At 53.2% G+C, this 16,835-nt stretch carries 18 protein-coding genes and 3 tRNA genes; 7 read left to right on the top strand and 14 right to left on the bottom strand.

The features are described from left to right. Positions 1-84: 84 nt before the first annotated feature. The 3 genes from M1158_03660 to M1158_03650 all read right to left on the bottom strand — a co-directional run bounded on the left by M1158_03660 (position 85) and on the right by M1158_03650 (position 1,492). Positions 85-678, bottom strand: coding sequence for a 30S ribosomal protein S4 (locus tag M1158_03660; GenBank protein MCL5100182.1), 594 nt, complete (start codon positions 676-678; stop codon positions 85-87). Between the two features lie 4 nt (positions 679-682). Then, complete coding sequence (locus tag M1158_03655; protein ID MCL5100181.1) at positions 683-1,363, bottom strand: 30S ribosomal protein S13; 681 nt, start codon at positions 1,361-1,363, stop codon at positions 683-685. A gap of 13 nt (positions 1,364-1,376) precedes the next feature. Next, positions 1,377-1,492 (bottom strand) — tRNA-Ser (locus M1158_03650). A 206-nt stretch (positions 1,493-1,698) separates the two neighbouring features. Between M1158_03650 and lysS the strand changes: the two genes are divergently transcribed. Further along, a complete protein-coding gene (lysS, locus tag M1158_03645; protein ID MCL5100180.1) occupies positions 1,699-3,168 on the top strand; it encodes a lysine--tRNA ligase in 1,470 nt (489 codons plus the stop codon). Between the two features lie 28 nt (positions 3,169-3,196). Here the strand turns inward: lysS and M1158_03640 are convergent. Beyond that, positions 3,197-3,271, bottom strand: a tRNA-Lys gene (locus M1158_03640). Between the two features lie 198 nt (positions 3,272-3,469). Here M1158_03640 and M1158_03635 point away from each other — a divergent pair. Then, positions 3,470-3,985 (top strand): hypothetical protein, encoded by a 516-nt coding sequence (locus M1158_03635; GenBank protein MCL5100179.1) that lies wholly within the window; start codon positions 3,470-3,472, stop codon positions 3,983-3,985. Then, positions 3,978-4,502, top strand: a complete 525-nt coding sequence (locus M1158_03630; protein ID MCL5100178.1) for a DUF488 domain-containing protein — start codon at positions 3,978-3,980, stop codon at positions 4,500-4,502. The genes M1158_03635 and M1158_03630 overlap by 8 nt, the downstream gene beginning before the upstream one ends. An 8-nt stretch (positions 4,503-4,510) precedes the next feature. On the opposite strand, the gene M1158_03625 is transcribed toward M1158_03630, so the two are convergent. The 4 genes from M1158_03625 to M1158_03610 all read right to left on the bottom strand — a co-directional run bounded on the left by M1158_03625 (position 4,511) and on the right by M1158_03610 (position 7,960). Next, the gene (locus M1158_03625; protein MCL5100177.1) at positions 4,511-5,077 is read right to left on the bottom strand and encodes a hemerythrin domain-containing protein; all 567 of its coding nucleotides are present in this window, start codon (positions 5,075-5,077) and stop codon (positions 4,511-4,513) included. Between the two features lie 80 nt (positions 5,078-5,157). Beyond that, positions 5,158-7,227 carry a cadmium-translocating P-type ATPase gene (cadA, locus tag M1158_03620; GenBank protein ID MCL5100176.1) on the bottom strand — a complete coding sequence of 690 codons (2,070 nt, stop codon included), beginning with the start codon at positions 7,225-7,227 and terminating at the stop codon, positions 5,158-5,160. 156 nt (positions 7,228-7,383) lie between these two features. Beyond that, the gene (locus M1158_03615; protein ID MCL5100175.1) at positions 7,384-7,503 is read right to left on the bottom strand and encodes a YHS domain-containing protein; all 120 of its coding nucleotides are present in this window, start codon (positions 7,501-7,503) and stop codon (positions 7,384-7,386) included. Positions 7,504-7,528: 25 nt separating this feature from the next. Further along, the gene (locus M1158_03610) at positions 7,529-7,960 is read right to left on the bottom strand and encodes a PadR family transcriptional regulator (GenBank protein MCL5100174.1); all 432 of its coding nucleotides are present in this window, start codon (positions 7,958-7,960) and stop codon (positions 7,529-7,531) included. A 183-nt stretch (positions 7,961-8,143) separates the two neighbouring features. On the opposite strand from M1158_03610, the gene M1158_03605 reads away from it, so the two are divergent. After that, positions 8,144-8,974, top strand: coding sequence for a sugar phosphate nucleotidyltransferase (locus tag M1158_03605; GenBank protein ID MCL5100173.1), 831 nt, complete (start codon positions 8,144-8,146; stop codon positions 8,972-8,974). A 5-nt stretch (positions 8,975-8,979) separates the two neighbouring features. On the opposite strand, the gene M1158_03600 is transcribed toward M1158_03605, so the two are convergent. The 6 genes from M1158_03600 to M1158_03575 form a co-directional block, all read right to left on the bottom strand. Then, positions 8,980-9,051 (bottom strand) — tRNA-Asn (locus M1158_03600). Between the two features lie 47 nt (positions 9,052-9,098). Continuing rightward, positions 9,099-9,803: a hypothetical protein gene (locus tag M1158_03595; GenBank protein MCL5100172.1), complete on the bottom strand. Its 705-nt coding sequence runs from the start codon at positions 9,801-9,803 to the stop codon at positions 9,099-9,101. 23 nt (positions 9,804-9,826) lie between these two features. Beyond that, entirely contained in the window at positions 9,827-10,660 is an 834-nt protein-coding gene (locus M1158_03590) for a hypothetical protein (protein ID MCL5100171.1), read from the bottom strand. A gap of 68 nt (positions 10,661-10,728) precedes the next feature. Then, positions 10,729-11,298 (bottom strand): hypothetical protein, encoded by a 570-nt coding sequence (locus M1158_03585; GenBank protein ID MCL5100170.1) that lies wholly within the window; start codon positions 11,296-11,298, stop codon positions 10,729-10,731. Next, positions 11,282-12,487 carry a response regulator gene (locus M1158_03580; protein ID MCL5100169.1) on the bottom strand — a complete coding sequence of 402 codons (1,206 nt, stop codon included), beginning with the start codon at positions 12,485-12,487 and terminating at the stop codon, positions 11,282-11,284. The genes M1158_03585 and M1158_03580 overlap by 17 nt, the downstream gene beginning before the upstream one ends. Before the next feature lie 82 nt (positions 12,488-12,569). Beyond that, the gene (locus tag M1158_03575; GenBank protein ID MCL5100168.1) at positions 12,570-14,798 is read right to left on the bottom strand and encodes an ATP-binding protein; all 2,229 of its coding nucleotides are present in this window, start codon (positions 14,796-14,798) and stop codon (positions 12,570-12,572) included. 81 nt (positions 14,799-14,879) lie between these two features. Here M1158_03575 and M1158_03570 point away from each other — a divergent pair, with 81 nt between their 5' ends. The 3 genes from M1158_03570 (at position 14,880) to M1158_03560 (ending at position 16,834) form a co-directional block, all read left to right on the top strand. Then, positions 14,880-15,251: a HEPN domain-containing protein gene (locus M1158_03570; protein MCL5100167.1), complete on the top strand. Its 372-nt coding sequence runs from the start codon at positions 14,880-14,882 to the stop codon at positions 15,249-15,251. 68 nt (positions 15,252-15,319) lie between these two features. After that, a complete protein-coding gene (locus M1158_03565) occupies positions 15,320-15,982 on the top strand; it encodes a fibrillarin-like rRNA/tRNA 2'-O-methyltransferase (GenBank protein ID MCL5100166.1) in 663 nt (220 codons plus the stop codon). Between the two features lie 36 nt (positions 15,983-16,018). After that, positions 16,019-16,834 carry a hypothetical protein gene (locus tag M1158_03560; GenBank protein MCL5100165.1) on the top strand — a complete coding sequence of 272 codons (816 nt, stop codon included), beginning with the start codon at positions 16,019-16,021 and terminating at the stop codon, positions 16,832-16,834. Position 16,835 lies beyond the last annotated feature (1 nt).

Below are 16,835 nucleotides of genomic sequence, written 5' to 3'. Positions count from 1 at the left end.
TCGGCTTCTTCACCTGCGGAGCTGCGCTCGGCTGCGCGACCTTTTTCGTGGTTGCCTTCTTTGCCATTGCAAAACACCATTTCGTTACTGTGCCTGAGCCACAGCCGGCTCTGCTGCCGACACCGGCGCAGGCTCATTCCCTGCCGACGGCTCGGCTGGCTGCGTAGGAGTCTCTGCCTGGCGCTGCGACGCGACTACAGGCGCGATCTCTATGTGCTTGAAGTAGCCGATGCCCTGCTCCTCGTCTGCGCGAACCATGTATCCAGGCCTGTCTACCTTGTGGCCGTTTATCGCTATGAAGCCGTGCGTTATGAGCTGCCTCGCCTGGCGCACGCTCCTTGCAAGGCCCTTCTTGAACACTATCGTCTGCAGGCGCCTAGAGAGGAACGCCTGCTCGTTGAGGTCGAGCAGCTTCTCCAATGTTGCGCCATCCTGCACTATGCCGAGACGCACCAGCCTGCCAAGGATGCGCTTCTCCACGTCTGCGGTGCCGGTCCCTGCGAGCAGGCCCCTTACGTTGCCCCTGAGCCTGCTCAGCTCGTACTGCGCCTTCCATAGCTCGCTCATGTTCTTGAGGCCGAACTCTTTTATGAGGGCGTTGTCCGCGTTTATCCTGGCAAGGTTCCAAATGTCCTTGGGCTTGTCGAAAGTGCGCCTGTTGCGTTTTGGTGCCCCCATTCAATCATTCCTTCTTCTCTGTTTTTTCCTCCTTCTTGGCTGTTGACGCGCCTGCCGCTTGGGCTTTTGCTGCTGGCGCAGCTGAGGCGCTTTGGGCCGGCTGGGCACCTGCTGCGCCGGGCACACCTGGTGCGCCCGGAGCTCCTGCCGCTCCCGGTTTCTGCAGCACTGCCTTCTTTACCACTCCAACCGTAGCGCCGGTCCTGCCTGTGCTCCTCGTGTGCTGGCCCCTTACCTTCTGGCCGTACTGGTGGCGCATGCCCCTCCATGCCTTTATGGTTATGTCGCGGCTCACGTCCTGCCTGGTAGAAAATATGAGATCGTTGCCTACTGTGTGCATGTCCTCGCCCGTCTCGAAGTCCTTTCGCCTGTTGAGCAGGAACTTTGGCACGCCCGCCTTGGCTGGCTCCTTGATGAGCGCTTCGAGCTTCGCAGTTTGCTCTTCGCTGAGCGAGCCGATTGCGGTCGATGCATTTATGCCGAGCTTCTCCTGGGCCATCGAGCTCATGGCCTGGGCCATGCTGAAGCTTATGCCCTTTATCTCGCGCAGCGCTCTCGTGATGCTCAGCGAACCGTCGACGTCCTTGCCCGCTATCCTGACTATCGACGTGGCGCCGCGCCGCTCATCCTTCCTCTGGGGCTTGGCCTGCACATCAGGCTTGGCCTGCTCCTTCTCGTCTGCCATATTAGCACCAAAACGCCAGGGCTGGGATATTCAGCGTGAGCTTTTGAACCCAGATGGCCCGTGAGAGCCATACGCTTGCGAGTGCACTGATTTCCAGGCGTACGCGTTACCGGTTTCCGCCACCCTGGCACGACATAATATGTGATGCGCACTCTATTAAAACGTTTGTACGTTGGTCCACGCCGAAAATCCGAGTTTCACTCGGGCGTTTCGCCTGCTTAATTCCTCTCAAACATATAAATACATTGCGGCAGCGCGGCAGTGCGCCGCAATGGCCCGGCATTTAACTAAAAGCATTAAAAGGGGCGCATAGAAACTATTTGGTGAGGGGCATCATGACAGACGATTTCAAGCTTGAGAAGCTGAAAAGGCTGCGCACGATGGGCATAGACCCATACCCGTATTCGTTCAAGCGCACCATGATGAATGCAGACATACGGAACGGCTTCGAGTCCCTGAAAGGAAAGGGCGCAACGATAGCTGGCAGGGTAACCGGAATGCGCCACATGGGCAAGCTCTACTTCCTCGACATGCTTGACCAGAGCGGCAAGCTGCAGGTTATCGCGTCTGCAGATTCAACCGAAAAGGGAGCCATGCAGCTTCTGGAGCTCATAGACATTGGAGACATTATAGGGGTAGAGGGCACTGTAGGCAAGAGCAAGCGCGGCGAGATAAGCCTCGAGGCGCTGCGCATAACCATGCTAAGCAAATCGTTGAGGCAGCTTCCGGAGAAATTCCACGGGCTCAACGACACCGAACTGCGCTACAGGAAGCGGTACCTCGATCTTATAGCCAATCCGGAGGTGCGCAACTTCTTCGTGGCACGCGCAAGGATTCTCAAATACATAAGGGACTTCCTCGACAAGCGAGGCTATGTGGAGTTCGAGACTCCTGTTCTGCAGCCGGTATACGGCGGCGGGCAGGCGAAACCATTCAAGACAAGGTACGAGGCGCTGAATACCGATGTGTATCTTAGGATAGCAGACGAGCTGTACCTCAAGCGCCTGGTCATAGGCGGCTTCGAGAAGGTCTATGAGGTGTCGAAGGACTTCAGGAACGAGGACATAGACTCGCTGCATAATCCTGAGTTCACGCAAGTCGAGCTCTATGAGGCTTACAAGGACTACAACGACTTCATGGTTATGACGGAAGAGCTCATGTCAGGGCTCGTCAAGGAGCTGTTCGACTCCTACAAGATAGCGTATCAGGGCAAGAGCATCGACTTCACACCGCCCTTCAGGAAGATCCATTGGGTTGACGAGATAAAAAGAAAAGCAGGCATAGACGTCTCGACTCTTACCGACAAGGAGGCGCCGGCAGTGGCCAAGAAGGAGGGGCTTGAGATATCGATAAAGAACGCGTACCACGTCGCTGATGCGCTATTCGACAAATACGTCAAGCCAAGCATATCTGACCCGGCCTTCGTGCTCGATTTCCCGGCCTACATGTGCCCGCTCACGAAGGACAAGCGCGGCAATCCGAAGCTCAGCGAAAGGTTTGAGCTCTACATTACAGGAAAGGAGGTGGCAAACTGCTACTCCGAGCTCACCGATCCGATAGAGCAGCGCAAGAAGTTTGAGGAGCAGGAAGCGGAGCGCAAAAAGGGCGACGACGAGGCTCCACCAAGCGACGAGGATTTCATAGAGGCGGTCGAGTACGGCATGCCGCCCATGGCAGGCATAGGCATATCGATCGACAGGCCGGCCATGATACTGACTGACAACACATCGATAAAGGAGATAATCGCGTTTCCCGCGATGAAGCCCAAGGAAAGCGGCAGGGGCAAAAAGAAATCCGAAAAGTGAAAAGCGCCGCTCTTCCCGCAAGTATAAGCGGGCCTGGAGGGATTTGGACCCTCGACCGAGAGGTTAAAAGCCTCCCACTCTAGCCAAGCTGAGTTACAGGCCCGTAGAATATGTTACTATCGCCGAAAAGGTATTAAATTGTGAGTCTTGCGGCACGCTGCAAACATATTGTGCGCTGTACCTGCCTGCAAACTGAAAGCCCTATGGGTCGAGGCATTAGGGTGTACAGCAATATCAAATTTGTGCATATAGCAAGTTTATACATTGCTTCGGATATGCAAAAGGGATTCCTGGCGATTGCGTGATAAGATACGTATTATCAAAGAACGCAAAGATACTGTTCGTTGGCATAAACCCGCATTACGGATCCTATAGCCGCGGCGTACCTTTCTCGAATAACAAGATGTTCTGGTACCTGCTGAATCGTTCCGGCATAATACATGAGGATATCGCACAGCTGAGAGATGACAGAAGCCTGAAGCAGATATATACAGGCAAGTTTCTGCCAGTATACAATCTAAATTTCACGAACATAGTGACCAGGCCTTCGCGCAACGTATCGCAATTGAGGCGTGGCGAAGAAGAGGCAGGTAGGAAAAGGGTTCTGCACTTTATCTCAGTGAATAATCCAAAGGTCGTCTGCTTTATAGGAAAGATTACTTATTCGAAATTCAAAGGTAGTGACGGCTTCAAGTTCGGTTGGCAGGAGAACATTCACAATTCAAGAGCATATGTGATGCATTTCCCGATAAGGGGCAGGGCGGTCGTCAGGATAAAAGAGCTGAGAGGGATAGATAGGGTGGCAAGGCATGGCTAAAAATAAGCCGGTCGTTTTTACAGTAGGGCATTCGACACGCAAGCTTAGTGAATTAATGAGACTGCTGGATGCATACGGGATAAAGGAACTTGTCGATATACGTACCATACCAAAGTCCAGAGCCAATCCACAGTTCAATGAGAGAAGACTCGCTGCTAGCCTGAAAAGGCACCACATGCACTACATTCACATGAAAGGCCTTGGAGGTCTTAGACACCCATCGAAGGACTCAATCAATACGTACTGGCACAATGCATCGTTCAGGGGCTTCGCGGACTATATGCAGACCAGCGAGTTCAGAAAAAACCTAATCAAGCTCATAGGCCTAGCGAAGAAGAGACAGACAGTCATAATGTGCGCAGAGGCGGTGCCGTGGAGATGCCACAGGTCGCTTATAGCGGACGCGCTCCTAGTTAAGGGTGTGGATGTTCGGCACATCTTCAGTCCTACAAACTCAAAGCCCCATAAGCTTACAAAAAGTGCGAGGGTTAACAGGTTGCGCATAGTCTATAGATGACGCGAAAATCACGCCATCCTTGATAATGCATCCTTCCTTGCCTTATCATCGACATTATTGTCCATCCATAAATACAAGTCTTCTTCCTCTGTCTTGTCATGCGCTGCCAGCAGTTGCTCCAAATCATCCTCAAGACCAGTATCTCTGAGTTTTAAGCTAGTTGCCAATCCTTTCAGATCATCTTTTATCCTGTTATGCTGCAGTATCAGCTCATCTGTTATCAGCGAACCATTTCCCATTTTCTTCTCGGAAAGCGGAAACAATATGCCTTCCTCCCATTTTATGTGGCGCTCTATGCCTGCCCTCAACTCGAGGAAGAGCTGCTCGGCTTCTGCTGCCTTTTTTGACTTCCTGAACTCCTGAAAAATATAGTCAAGCCTTAAATGGTCCCTGGACATGAAACTGTATATGCTATCCTGCCCCATCTTAGAATAAATGCTCTTCGCGTGCTTCCAGACGTCCCACGCAAGCGCAAACTTTATTATCTGTGGTTCTGTGCCTTTTGTCGCTTCGCCTAGCGTGAGCTTATACTTGATCTTCATGTATTCCAGAAACTCTTTATCGTACTGCTCCATACTGGCTATATTGCTTTCAAGCAATTTAAATGTAGTGGATGTGACGTCTGGGTGTGTGTGGTGCTTCCTTTTGGGTTTTGTTATACCTTAAACCTTCCGAGTAACAAGGAGTTTGAAACTACTGTAACAGAGCTGAAAGCCATAGCAAACGCCGCCAGAATAGGCAGGAAGCTGTAGACGCTTATTGTAAAGAACGGTATAAGCGCTCCGGCAGCCACCGGTATTAGTATTGCATTGTAACCGAAAGCCCAGAAGAGATTCTGCCTAATCTTTGACATCGTCTTCTTGCCAAGCTCCAATGCAATGTAGGCATCATAAATGCTGTTCCTTATTAGGATTATGCCGCCCGCCTGTACTGCAACTTCAGTCCCTGCGCCTATGGCTATGCCTAGGTCGGCCTTTGTAAGCGCTGGCGCATCGTTTATGCCGTCGCCGACCATGGCCACGACCTTGCCTAATTTCTGCAACGCAGCAATCTTTTCCATCTTCTGCTCAGGTTTGGACTGCGCTATAACATCCGTTATGCCCAGCTGCCTTGCAACTGCATTTGCGACACGCTCATTGTCCCCGGTGACAAGCCATACTTCTTTTCCCGAACCTTGCAGTGCCTCGATCGCCTTCTTACTGTCTTCTTTCAGGACGTCAGCAAGAGCTATAAGCCCTATTATCTTGTCATCAACAGCTATTATCAGCGTCGTTTTCCCGTCGGATTCCAGTTTCTGGAGCTGCATTCCAGATTCTTTCGGAATGACATTGCCGAACAGCTCCCTGTTGCCTATCATTATCTTCCTGCCATTCTTGTCAAATGCAGTTATTCCAAATCCTTGTTTGTAGTTGAATTTCTTCGGGAACTCTGCCTTTATCTTTTCATTGCTGGCCCTGGCAACTATCGCCTTGCCTAGCACGTGCTCCGAATTTATCTCGGCTACTGCAGCGAAACCGAGCACCTGCTTTTCGCTGTAATTGGAAAGTGGCACTATGTCAGTAACTTCTGGCTTCCCCTTTGTCAGCGTGCCAGTCTTGTCAAGCACTATGGCATTGACTTTGCTCGCCATCTGCAGGCTCTCTCCGCTCTTGACCAGTATGCCCTCCTTTGCTGCCTTTCCTGAAGAAACAAGAAGTGCCGCCGGAGTCGCGATGCCAAGCGCGCACGGGCATGCTATTATCAGCACGCTGACGAATATGAGTATGGAAACATTAAGCCCCACTCCCCAAACAAAATACCATGCAAGCGCAGCTACCAGACCGATAAGCACCACTACTGGAACGAAATATGATGATACTTTGTCAGCAAGCTTCTGTATGGGCACCTTGCTCGAAGCTGCATCCCTGACTATCTTTATTATCTGCGCCAGGGCGGTATCTTCGCCTACCTTGGCCGCCTTTATCCTAAGCGAGCTGGTGGCATTCATGGTCCCTCCAGTCACCTTGTCTCCCTTCCTCTTCGTGACTGGTATGCTTTCACCGGTTATCATGGATTCATCAACAGAGCTTTCGCCTTCCTGAACTACGGAATCAGTTGGTATCTTCTCTCCAGGCTTGACAAGGAGCATGTCATCCTCCTTAATCTGCTCTATCGGAACATCTGTTACACCATTTCCTTTCACCAAGTGCGCGACCTTAGGCTGCAGCGTCACGAGTGCTGAAACCGCGGTTGATGCCCTTGACTCTGCAAGCCTCTGCATGTACGTTCCGGTCAGTATCAGGGCTATTATGATTGTTGATGTGTCGTAATAGACCCCACCCGTTGGGAATACTGCAGGGAAGAGCACTACAACCGTGCTGTACACCCAAGCCGCTGAGGTGCCTATCGCGATTAGAGTATCCATGTTTGCCGATTTGTTCTTTATTGCATCGATTATTCCGGCGTAGAACCTTCGCCCCGAGTAGAACTGGACTATGCTAGCCAGAACAAGCATCGCATAGTTGCCATAGCCCAGGTGCAAAACATATGTGAGTATTGACACTGTTACGGTCAACGGCCATGCCACGATGAGTGCCCGTTTCAGCACCCTCATCTCAAGTTCGGGCTTGTCGAACTGGAGCTTGCACGTGGCGCTGCAAAAGTAGTATTTCTTGCCTCCCTGCTCGCTGACCAGGCTAGTGCTGCCTTCTTCAACGTTCATCCCGCATACCGGATCTGTTGCCATCACTTCAACCTCTTTCTGCTTTCTAAAGCTTCTATTGACTGGCTGGCGACTTTCAGGTTGCAGCTGTCGTGTTTAGAGCACCACTTGTAGCACCCCTCCGAAAGCCCCCTGTTCCTGTAGTGTAGTTTGCATATGCTGCACTGGAATTCTGCCATTTCATCCCTTGGCGTACTTGCCTGGTTCCTTGTCGAAGCTTTGCTTGCATGACGCAGAACAGAAGCAGTACTTCTTGCCGTTATAGTCGCTCTCGAACTTAGAGTCCTTTCCGATTTCCATGCCACATACAGGATCTTTCATATTCTCATCGTTTTTTAGCATTCATTTCCCTATAGCTCTTGGCGCAGTTCTCACAGCAGAAGTTGAGGTATTTGCCGCCTACCTTCCCCTTGTAGCCCCCTTTGTATATCTCGCAGCCACAATGCGCACATGTTGTGAGCTTGGGCTTTATCGCGATTTCAAACAGGCTGTCGAACTTGTCTGAAAGCCGCGCCACGAACTGCCGGCCCTCAGATGTCAGATAGTATGTCTGCTTGTCCCTCTCTGCCCTGCCCCTGGTTTCAACATAACTGTACTCCTTTAGCTGTTTCAGGAATGGGTATATCTGCCCTGGGCTTACCTTCTTCCCTGTCTTCTTCCCCACCTCCTTCATTATTTCGTAGCCGTACTGCTCCTTCTCGCTTAGCAGAAGGACAGTGAAGAGCTTCACCATATTCTTTATCTCGATGTCTGGCATAATATATATCATATTATGATATATATAGAAATGTTATGCCACTGTGTACCTTGTAGCACGGGGGGTTGACCAGAGGGGTCATCGCCCGAAGGCTTGATATGCCAATGGCATTCATTTAATCGCTGACGTATCGCCATGAAGCATTTTTATATGCGAATGCTTGGAAATACAATGAGTGAGCACATGGTGGACAAGCAATGCATACTGCTGGCTGCAGGCAGGGCTACGCGGCTCATGCCAGCGACCATAGAACTTCCAAAGGCCATGCTTTCTGTGCCTTACAACGGGAAGGTTGAGCCGATAATACAGGTTGTTTTTGAGGGTCTCAAGGAAAGATACGGCATCAATCATTTCATTATACCGATCGACAAGGGCACAAGCGGGCAGATAATAGAGAGGCATTTCACGCCGAACAACGGTTTGGTGGAGTACCTGCTGGCGAAGGGCAAAGACGCAGAGGCCGGCGAGCTAAAAGCCTTTTATTCGAAACTGAATTCCACAAAAATAGATTTTATCAAGGTAGATGAACCGCTGGGAACCGGCTACATGCTGCTTCTTGCCGAAAGCAAGATTAAAAACGAGTTCATGGTGGCTGCATCTGACACGATAATCAATGACCTGCCGGAACTTAGCGGCAACTCCGTAGCCCTGGCGCAGATGCAGATTAGCGAAGAGGAATTCGGCAAGAAGAACTATAGCACCGTCGAACTAGGAAAAGACGGCACGATTACCAGCCTTGCAGTAAAGCCGCAGTCGTTCCAGAATCCTATACGGATAGTGCCGCTCTTCACCACAGACGCCAGAATTTTCGATTTCATCAGGAAATCAGACAGGGTCAATGGGGAGATTGACGTCAAGGAGGCGCTCAGGCTGCAGATAGAGAGCGGCATAAAGTACAAGGGCGCCATAATCCCATACGATTCGGTCTACGATTTTGGCAATGTAAGGGCGTTCACGGAATCGATGCAACGGCTCGCTTCGAAGCAGAGGACAAAATCGAAGACGACTGCGTAATGCATCGCCCGAAGCAGGGATCGAACCTGCAACCTAGCGGTTAACAGCCGCTCGCTCTACCATTGAGCTATTCGGGCATGTTGTGCCATTTCATTTGCTTCAGATGCTTTTTATGCGTTGCCTGTCAGAGCTTCGTGCCCTCCGGCCTGAAGCCAGGCGGCGGCTCAGCCAGGTTTATTATGCGCACGTAAGTGTACTGGCTCTCGAACGGCTCGTTCGTGCCTTCGAGCTTGTCGGTCGCATAGCTGTAGCGGAAGAAGCCGCATGGTTCCTTCATTTCGATCTTTGAGAAGAGGAAAACCCTGGTGTCGTCTGCGCCAAGGAGGTCGAAAGTGCCTACGAAGGTCTCGCCATTGTGGCTGAACAGGTAGACCTTGTTCATCATCTCCTCGCTCATCCCCCTGCTCATCAGCGCGGTGACGAGCGGCTCAGGCTCCTTTATGCGCACGTATGCTATAGTACCGGCCTTGACATCCTTTTCCTTGTACGGCCTGCTGAGGAATTCGACGATGTTGAACTTGTATACCTTGTAGTCGTCCTTTTCGTACCTGTCAAGCACGTGGAAGCTCTCCTTGGCAGACTGGTTTACCGGCGCGTATATCCCATATCGGCCGGTAGAGTCGCTCTCGGTGTAGTATATGAGGCGCGTGTCATCAATCTTCTCGCCTTCCGAGAAGAACCTGTACTTGCCGTTTTCCTTGAACGAGTATATCGGCGGCAGCGTTGGCGTAAAGTCGCACACGTACCTTGCCAGATCGATAAGGCTGGCGAGCTTCACGAAATGGACGTTGAACTCGTTCTTTTCCTTCTTGCCCTTTTTCTCCGACATATGAAAGACGCCCTTGCCATCGATTATTTTGCATTGCCGAAAATTAGGCTTATCAAGTACATGACAGCGTATGCAGGCTCGTACACAATGGGGAACGTCACGGAGCCCATCCCTATGGCTTTGTAGTCGCTGGACAGGCTTGCCCTGACGGTAAGCGTCACGTTCTCGCTCTTGTACACCAATGGGCTTTCCAGGGACGAGACATGCACATCTGCCTTGTATACGCCTGGCGTATACTGGTATATCGGGTAGATGAACGTGCCTGTGGTGTGGTGCAGGGCTATTACGGCTTGTGGCGCCACGCTCCATGCGGGCAGGCCGCTCACGTTTATGACGAACGGACTGTCAGACACGCCCGTGTTGTTTATCGTTATGTAGATGTTGGTAGGAGAGCCGACGCCGCTCGCGACGCTCTTGGGGCTGACCTGAAGGTGGAACACGTCAGGCGTCACGTTGACGTATGCCTTGAAGCTGACCGAGCCCACCTTCGAGTAGTTGCCTATGTTTATGGCAGTGAGCATGAAGCTGTACGTGCCGTTCCTGGCATTCGACGATGGAGTGACCTCGACCGAGAGCGTCTGCCTGTAGAGGCCTGAGTTCTTGGCAATCCAACCCTGCGGCAGATCGCTGACGTTGAACTCGTTCCATGCGTAATTCAGCAATGTCCCCGAGCTGTTCGTTGTCGTTGACGATATCGTCACGGTGAACGTCTGGCCGGGCCCTACCTTGCCAAGGTATATGCTGCCGTTCGCGCCCGATATCGTGGCGTTGTAAGGCTCAAGTATCGAAACATATGAGGCGCCGGCCATGCTCAAGAGCATGAATGCAGCAATTGCAAACACCAGATAGGAGCGCATTTTTACCACGCAAAGCCCGATTGCCAGAATGCTTAACGCTCTAAAGGTTTATATTTATATTGCGACTGCTAGGAGTATTTGGTATTGAACTGCGCCACCATGCTGACTATGTGTGTCTGCGGCAGCGCGGAGCTCGTGTAGTTTATCCATAGGTAGCCGTTGAACTCGTTGCCGACGCCTGACGAGGCAATGCCGAGGATGCCGTAGCAGTATGTGGAGAGGCGCGCGGAGCTACCGCTGTAGATGGTAACCCCGCCATTGAGATCGTTGTTTGGGTAGTACGAGGGCGCGGCCGAGTAGCTTAGCAAATGCACGTTGCCGTATGCGGGCCTGCTGCTGTTCGTGGCGTTCACGGCGCTCGAGCATGCCATTGCCGTGACTGTGATGGTGCCGCCTGACGCCTGCACCAGCCTTATGAGCACCGCGCCAGTCGTATTTATCGCATACGAAATGCAGAGGAACGGGGGAGTCGGCGTGCACGATTGCGGCCCCGACGAGAAGCCTGACGTGCCGAGCTGCATCACCACGTAAAGCGCTATCGCGATTATAAGCAGCGCTATGCCGTATGACACCATGAAGTCGAGCGCCTGCTGAGCCTTTGCATTGTGCCGCGGAGCTGCGCTATTCGGCCTCTTCATTCTCAGGACCCTTGCCAATGCGTATGTGGACCCCGTTGTTGTCCCTGGTTATGCTTATGTCCAGGTTGTCCCTGCTCAGGAGCTTCTGCAGCTCTTCGTAGGTGTAGGTGCCGATGTTGCCCCTTTCTGGACCTCGGCTCTCGAGGACCTCGCTCCTGCGCGACTTAAGGCTATCCTTGTCTGTCTCCGAGTAGACGAGCGATATCTTAGGCACCTCCTTCGACTCGAAAAGGCTGTCTACGTTCAGGTCTATCTGCCTGTAGCCCTCGTCCTGCAGTATGAACGGCAGCACAGCACCGAACTCCTGCTGCATCTCTGCAACTGCGGCAGAGACGCCATCCTTCATCCCGGCTATGACGAACTCGTCGCTGTTAAGGAAGCCCACGAAGACGTTCGGCGATTTGCTCTTCACCGTGTCCTGGAGCAGCTGTGATGTTAGCCTGAGTATGACCATGGCGGAATGCTCGCCGAACCTCTTCGCATATGCACCGAGATTATCGATGCGCAGGGTGCCTATCGCGTAGGTTTCTCCTTCCTTGAGGGCGCGCTCAACCTCTGCCGATATGCGCTCCTCGTCTGGCAGGTCTATGAGCGCATCGAACTTCTTACCCTTCTTCCTCAGGAACAATGTTACAAGAGTGCGCAGCTCCACCGGATCGAATGGCTTCTTTATGTAGTAGTCCGCGCCGTACTTAAGCCCCTTGAACCTGTTGCTCGTGGAGTCCATGGCGCTGACGAGTATTACTATCGTGTTGCTCAGCGAAGGATCGCTCTTTATCGTCTGGCATATGTCGAGGCCGTCCCTGCCTGGCAGCATGAGGTCGAGTATCACGAGGTCGGGTCTGTTGGATTGCACGGCCCTCACCGCCTCGTCGCCGTCATAGACCTGGCTTATCTCGAAGCCCTTTCCGAGCGAGAGAGCCATGAGCTTATTGATGTTGCGGTCGTCCTCGACAACAAGCACCTTCCTTAGCGCGTTGTCGGCCTGGAGCACGTAATACGTCAGTATGCCTCCGCTGCTCCTTGACGCTATCGCCTTGCTGGCCTCAAGCAGCGCAAGGGCCGACATCAGCCTGTCCTTGGGCACCCCCCTGCTGAACATCAGGTCGGTAAGCTCATTGTAGGCTATCTGCTGGCGCTCGTTTATGACGTCCAGCACCTCCTTACCGTAATCGGTCGCGTTCTCCATGCCAGTCACCAGTATAGATTCAGCGCAAGGAATAATATATCTTGCCCGCGGGGCGCATATCAGTCCCGGGACTTGCGGGTGCTCACTTAGGCTGGGGCGCCTGCTGCTTCGACTTCCTGCGCTCGGTCTTCGCCACAGGCAGCAGCACGGTGAACGTGGTGCCCCTCCCAAGCTGCGACTCGAATGTTATCTTGCCCCCATGCAGGCTCACTATGTCCCTCGTTATCGAGAGCCCGAGGCCTGTCCCGGTGCCGTCCGGCCTCACCAGGTTCTTCTTCTGGGCCTGGTAGAACTTCCTGAATATCTTCTTCTTGTCCTCGTCGCTTATGCCTATGCCGGTATCTGCGACCTTGCACTGTATGGTCTTCCTGCTCTTCCGCGAGATCTGCACCGTTATGCCGCCCTTCTCAGTGAACTTTATCGAGTTGCCTATCAGGTTGACGAATACCTGTATGAGCCTGTTCGGGTCGGCCATTATGTTGGGCACGTCATAGCCGACGTTCCAGCTGAACGAGAGGCCCTTGTTGTGCGCCGTTTCCTCCAGCGCCTTTATGCTCGGGTTCTCGTATATGTCGCGCATGTTCATCTCGCGCACCTCGAGCTTGACCTTCTGCGCGTCGAGCTTCGCTGCGTCGAGCACCTGCGTTATTATGAGCATGAGCCTGTCCGATTCGTCCAGTATGGTCTTCACGTATTCCTTCTGCTCGGCATTGAGTTCGCCGAAGTCGCCCTCGTACATCAGCTTGGCGAAGCCCTTTATGTTGGTCAACGGCGTCTTCAGCTCGTGTGATATGTTGTAGATGAACTGCGACTTCAGGTCGCTTGCCTGCTTCAGGTTCTTTATCTGGGTGTCGCGTTCCCTGATGCCCTTTGCCTGGTCGGCCATAAGGTTCTTCGTCCACAGTTCTTTTACCAGGAACATGTATGATGGTTCAGGGCCGCTGCGCAGCTGCCTGATCGAATGAGTTGCAGGTATGACTTCGCCGTTCTCCTTCAGCACGTTCACGTACGTGTTGTCTATGTTGCCTCCCGAGCGCACATACGCGAGGTCCTTGTCCAGCTCTGCCGTATCGGTATACAAATCCCTTATGTTCTTGCCGACAAGCTCCTCCTTCGCATAGCCGAGCGCGTGCTCCACGGGCATGTTGCAGTCGGTTATATAGCCCTGTTCGTCTGTAACGATCACCACGTCGGAGGTCGTGTTAACGAAATCGTCAAGGCCGTGCTTCAGGCCGGCCACGTATTTCTCAAGGTCTGCGTTGGCCACCACAATGAGCGATGAGAGAGGCGTGCTGTGCAGCGCGTAGTGGACCATTATCCTGTTGCCGTTAGGGAGCGCCATATCTGCCGAACCGGCCTTCTGCAGTGCGGGGCGCTGGCTGCCGTGGTTCGTATCTGCAATACTTATGCCGAGCAGGTCGCTTATACTCTTGCCGAGCAGCGCATTCTTGGAATCTGCGAACTGCGCGCCCAGGCTGCCGAATATCTCCCTCACGGCCAGATTGTCATCGAGGAATAACACAGCTACGTCGCTTCCCTGCCCTATGGCGTCTGCTAGCTCCATAAACCTGCTGGCGTATGTTATGTCCTCTGCTACGACGTGAATGATTGAATCGCTGACCTTCGACGCCGAGACGCGCACCACCATGCCCTGGCTGACTTCCGTGGTCACCGACCTGCCCCCGGAGAGCTGGGCGAGCCTGGCGAAGTCCATGCCTATGGCTCCAGCTATTGAGGGATTTGACGCGAGAGACGGGAACGCCTTCATGGCCGCCTTGTTTGCCTTCACTATAGAGTTCGATGACGATACCAGGAACTGGGGTATTCCGGAGCCGAAGGCCGAGTCGAAGTAGCCCGCGAGCCTTACATTCCGGTCTGCCTCGACCTTGTATGCGAGGGAGAAGCCCAGGAACGCAGCGCCGAATGCTATGCTGTCGACGAGGTCGCCCGAGAACTTGCTCTCCTGGTTAGACAGCATCTCAAGCACCGCTATCACCTTGCCGTGCGCCATTATGGGCAGGAAGGCGCCGCTGAGGAATCCCTGATTGCGGTATGCCACCAGCTCGGGAAACTCGGAATACTTGCTGAGCTGGTTGTCTATGTACGCCTTTCTGGTGTTGGTGAGATACTCCACGATGGCGCTGCCCTTGCTCTCGGAGCCGTATACTGTATCGACGCGGGCGCTGTCTATCCCGAAAAACTCCTTGACCGTGCCGGTGAAGTTTTTTATCAAATCCGCCTCGCCGCTGGCGCTGGATGCCGTCGGAATTATGTCTGTGAGGAATTTGCCTATGAGGAAGTTCTCTACCATAACTACCAGAGTTTATATCGCGTTAATCAAATTTGTGTGTCAAAGTATTTAAGTGTGATTTGGAAATGACAATTGGTGTGGATGGTGCAGGTAAGGAAGCTGTTCAGCGCAGCCGTGAAGGACTTCGAAACTGCGAAGAAGCACGCGCGAAGCAGGAACTACGCGACCGCCTCAATCCTGTACGCGAGGGCCGCAAAGAATCTCCTCAGGGCCCTGTTCATATCGACAGAACGGCGCACTCCGCCGAAGAACGCCAGCATGACGTACCTGAACCGCAGGCTCGGGATGGCGACGGAGACCGACGAGATAGACAGCGCGCTGGCTGATGACGAGCGCGAGGAGCTTGAGGAGGAAGCGGTCAGCACGAGAGAGAAGAGCGGGGATCTGTCCAGAAAGGAGGAGCTGGTAAGGAATCTGATAGGATACACATGGACGCGTCTAAACGGCCGCTGAACAGACAGGAATGACCTCTCAATACTTATTTATAGCTGGAGCCGTCTAATCTTTTCCGGTGTTGGTGAATGGAGCGGCCGCGCAGGCTTTTCGACGGCGTGTATATGCTCGGCGAGAGGCTCGCCACTGTCAATCTTGTCGGCGGCGCAAAGGTTTATAACGAGGAGCTGTTCCGGGAAGGCGAAGTTGAATACAGGTCGTGGAACCCCTACAGGAGCAAGCTCTCTGCTGCGATACTCAACGGCATGAAGCACATGGAGATAAAGCCCGGGTCGAGCGTGCTGTACCTCGGCGCTGCCACAGGCACCACAGCAAGCCACGTGAGCGACATAGTAGGCAAAAAGGGCCTCGTGTACTGCATAGAGCTCTCGGAACGCAACATGCGCGAGCTGCTGCGCGTCTGCGAGCGCAGGCCTAACATGCTGCCGATACTTGCAGATGCAAATAACGTGAGCGGCTATGCAGATGATGTTGGCACGTGCGACGCACTATACCAGGACGTTTCGGCTAAGGAGCAATCGCAAATACTGCTCAGGAACAGCAGGTTCCTGAAGAAAGGCGGCTACGCCTATTTCGCAATAAAGTCGCAGAGCATAGACGTCGGAAAGCGGCCGGAGAAGGTCTTCAGCGAGGCGCTTGAAAGCCTCAAGGGCGCTTTTGAGGTGATTGAAACGGTGGACATAGAGCCGTACGACAAGCTGCACCTGTTCGCAGTGCTTAAAAAACTTTGATGCTTGAATAGGCAGTGTGCATTACCGGGTAACTACATGGATGTCAACAGATATGTCAAGATCCTCGATTCCATGGGAGCCTCGGCCAGCAACCTGATGTGCCGGAGCTGCGGCCTGATCACTCCTTCCATAGGGCAGCTCGGCATATGCCACAACTGCGAATCCGCAATCTCGATGGGAAGAGACATGCTGGTCAAGCGGTCGCCGGACCTTGTAGCTGCACTCGACGACATAAACGCAAAGCTGTATGCCAACATGTACGACGAGGCGCTGGCTGCATACGATGAACTAATAAAGAAGGATGCAGAGCCTTCGCTGGTCTATGCTGAGGCGCTGGCGTACAGCAGGCGTTCCAATTACGAGGTCGCGCAGATAAGCTACGACAGGCCGGGATTTATGGAGGAAAACGCGGAGCACAGGGGCAACGCGGCGAGGTACGCCGCCACGGCCAGGATGCTCTTCAACAAGGCGGCAAGCCAGTGCAGGGCTGCGCTCGCAGGCGGCGAATCTCCAAGCAGCAGATACACGGCCTTCATGTCGTACGTGAAGTTAGGGGACTACAAGGCCGCTAGGGCGATGCTCGGCGAAATGGCCGATTCTGGCAACGATTACGTGCACGAATATGCGGCAATGGTGTTCTGTTCTGCGACGGGGCGCTTCGATGAGATGCTCGGGCATGCCGAAGAGCTCACCAAGCCAGGCTCATTCTCTATAAACGCTTTCTTCTACATTGCGCTGGCGCTCCTGAAGAATCATGACAAGAAACAAGCATTAAGGCTCCTAGGCGCGCTTAAGAAGCACGTCGACAGCGACGCAATCAGGGCGCTTGATGGAGAGGCAAGCAAGCTCTGAC

It is taken from the genome of Candidatus Marsarchaeota archaeon (assembly GCA_023473665.1).
Lineage (GTDB): Archaea > Micrarchaeota > Micrarchaeia > Micrarchaeales > Micrarchaeaceae > JAMCYM01.
Note: the sequence above shows the minus strand (reverse complement) of the source record. Positions and strands in the feature narration are given on the sequence as shown.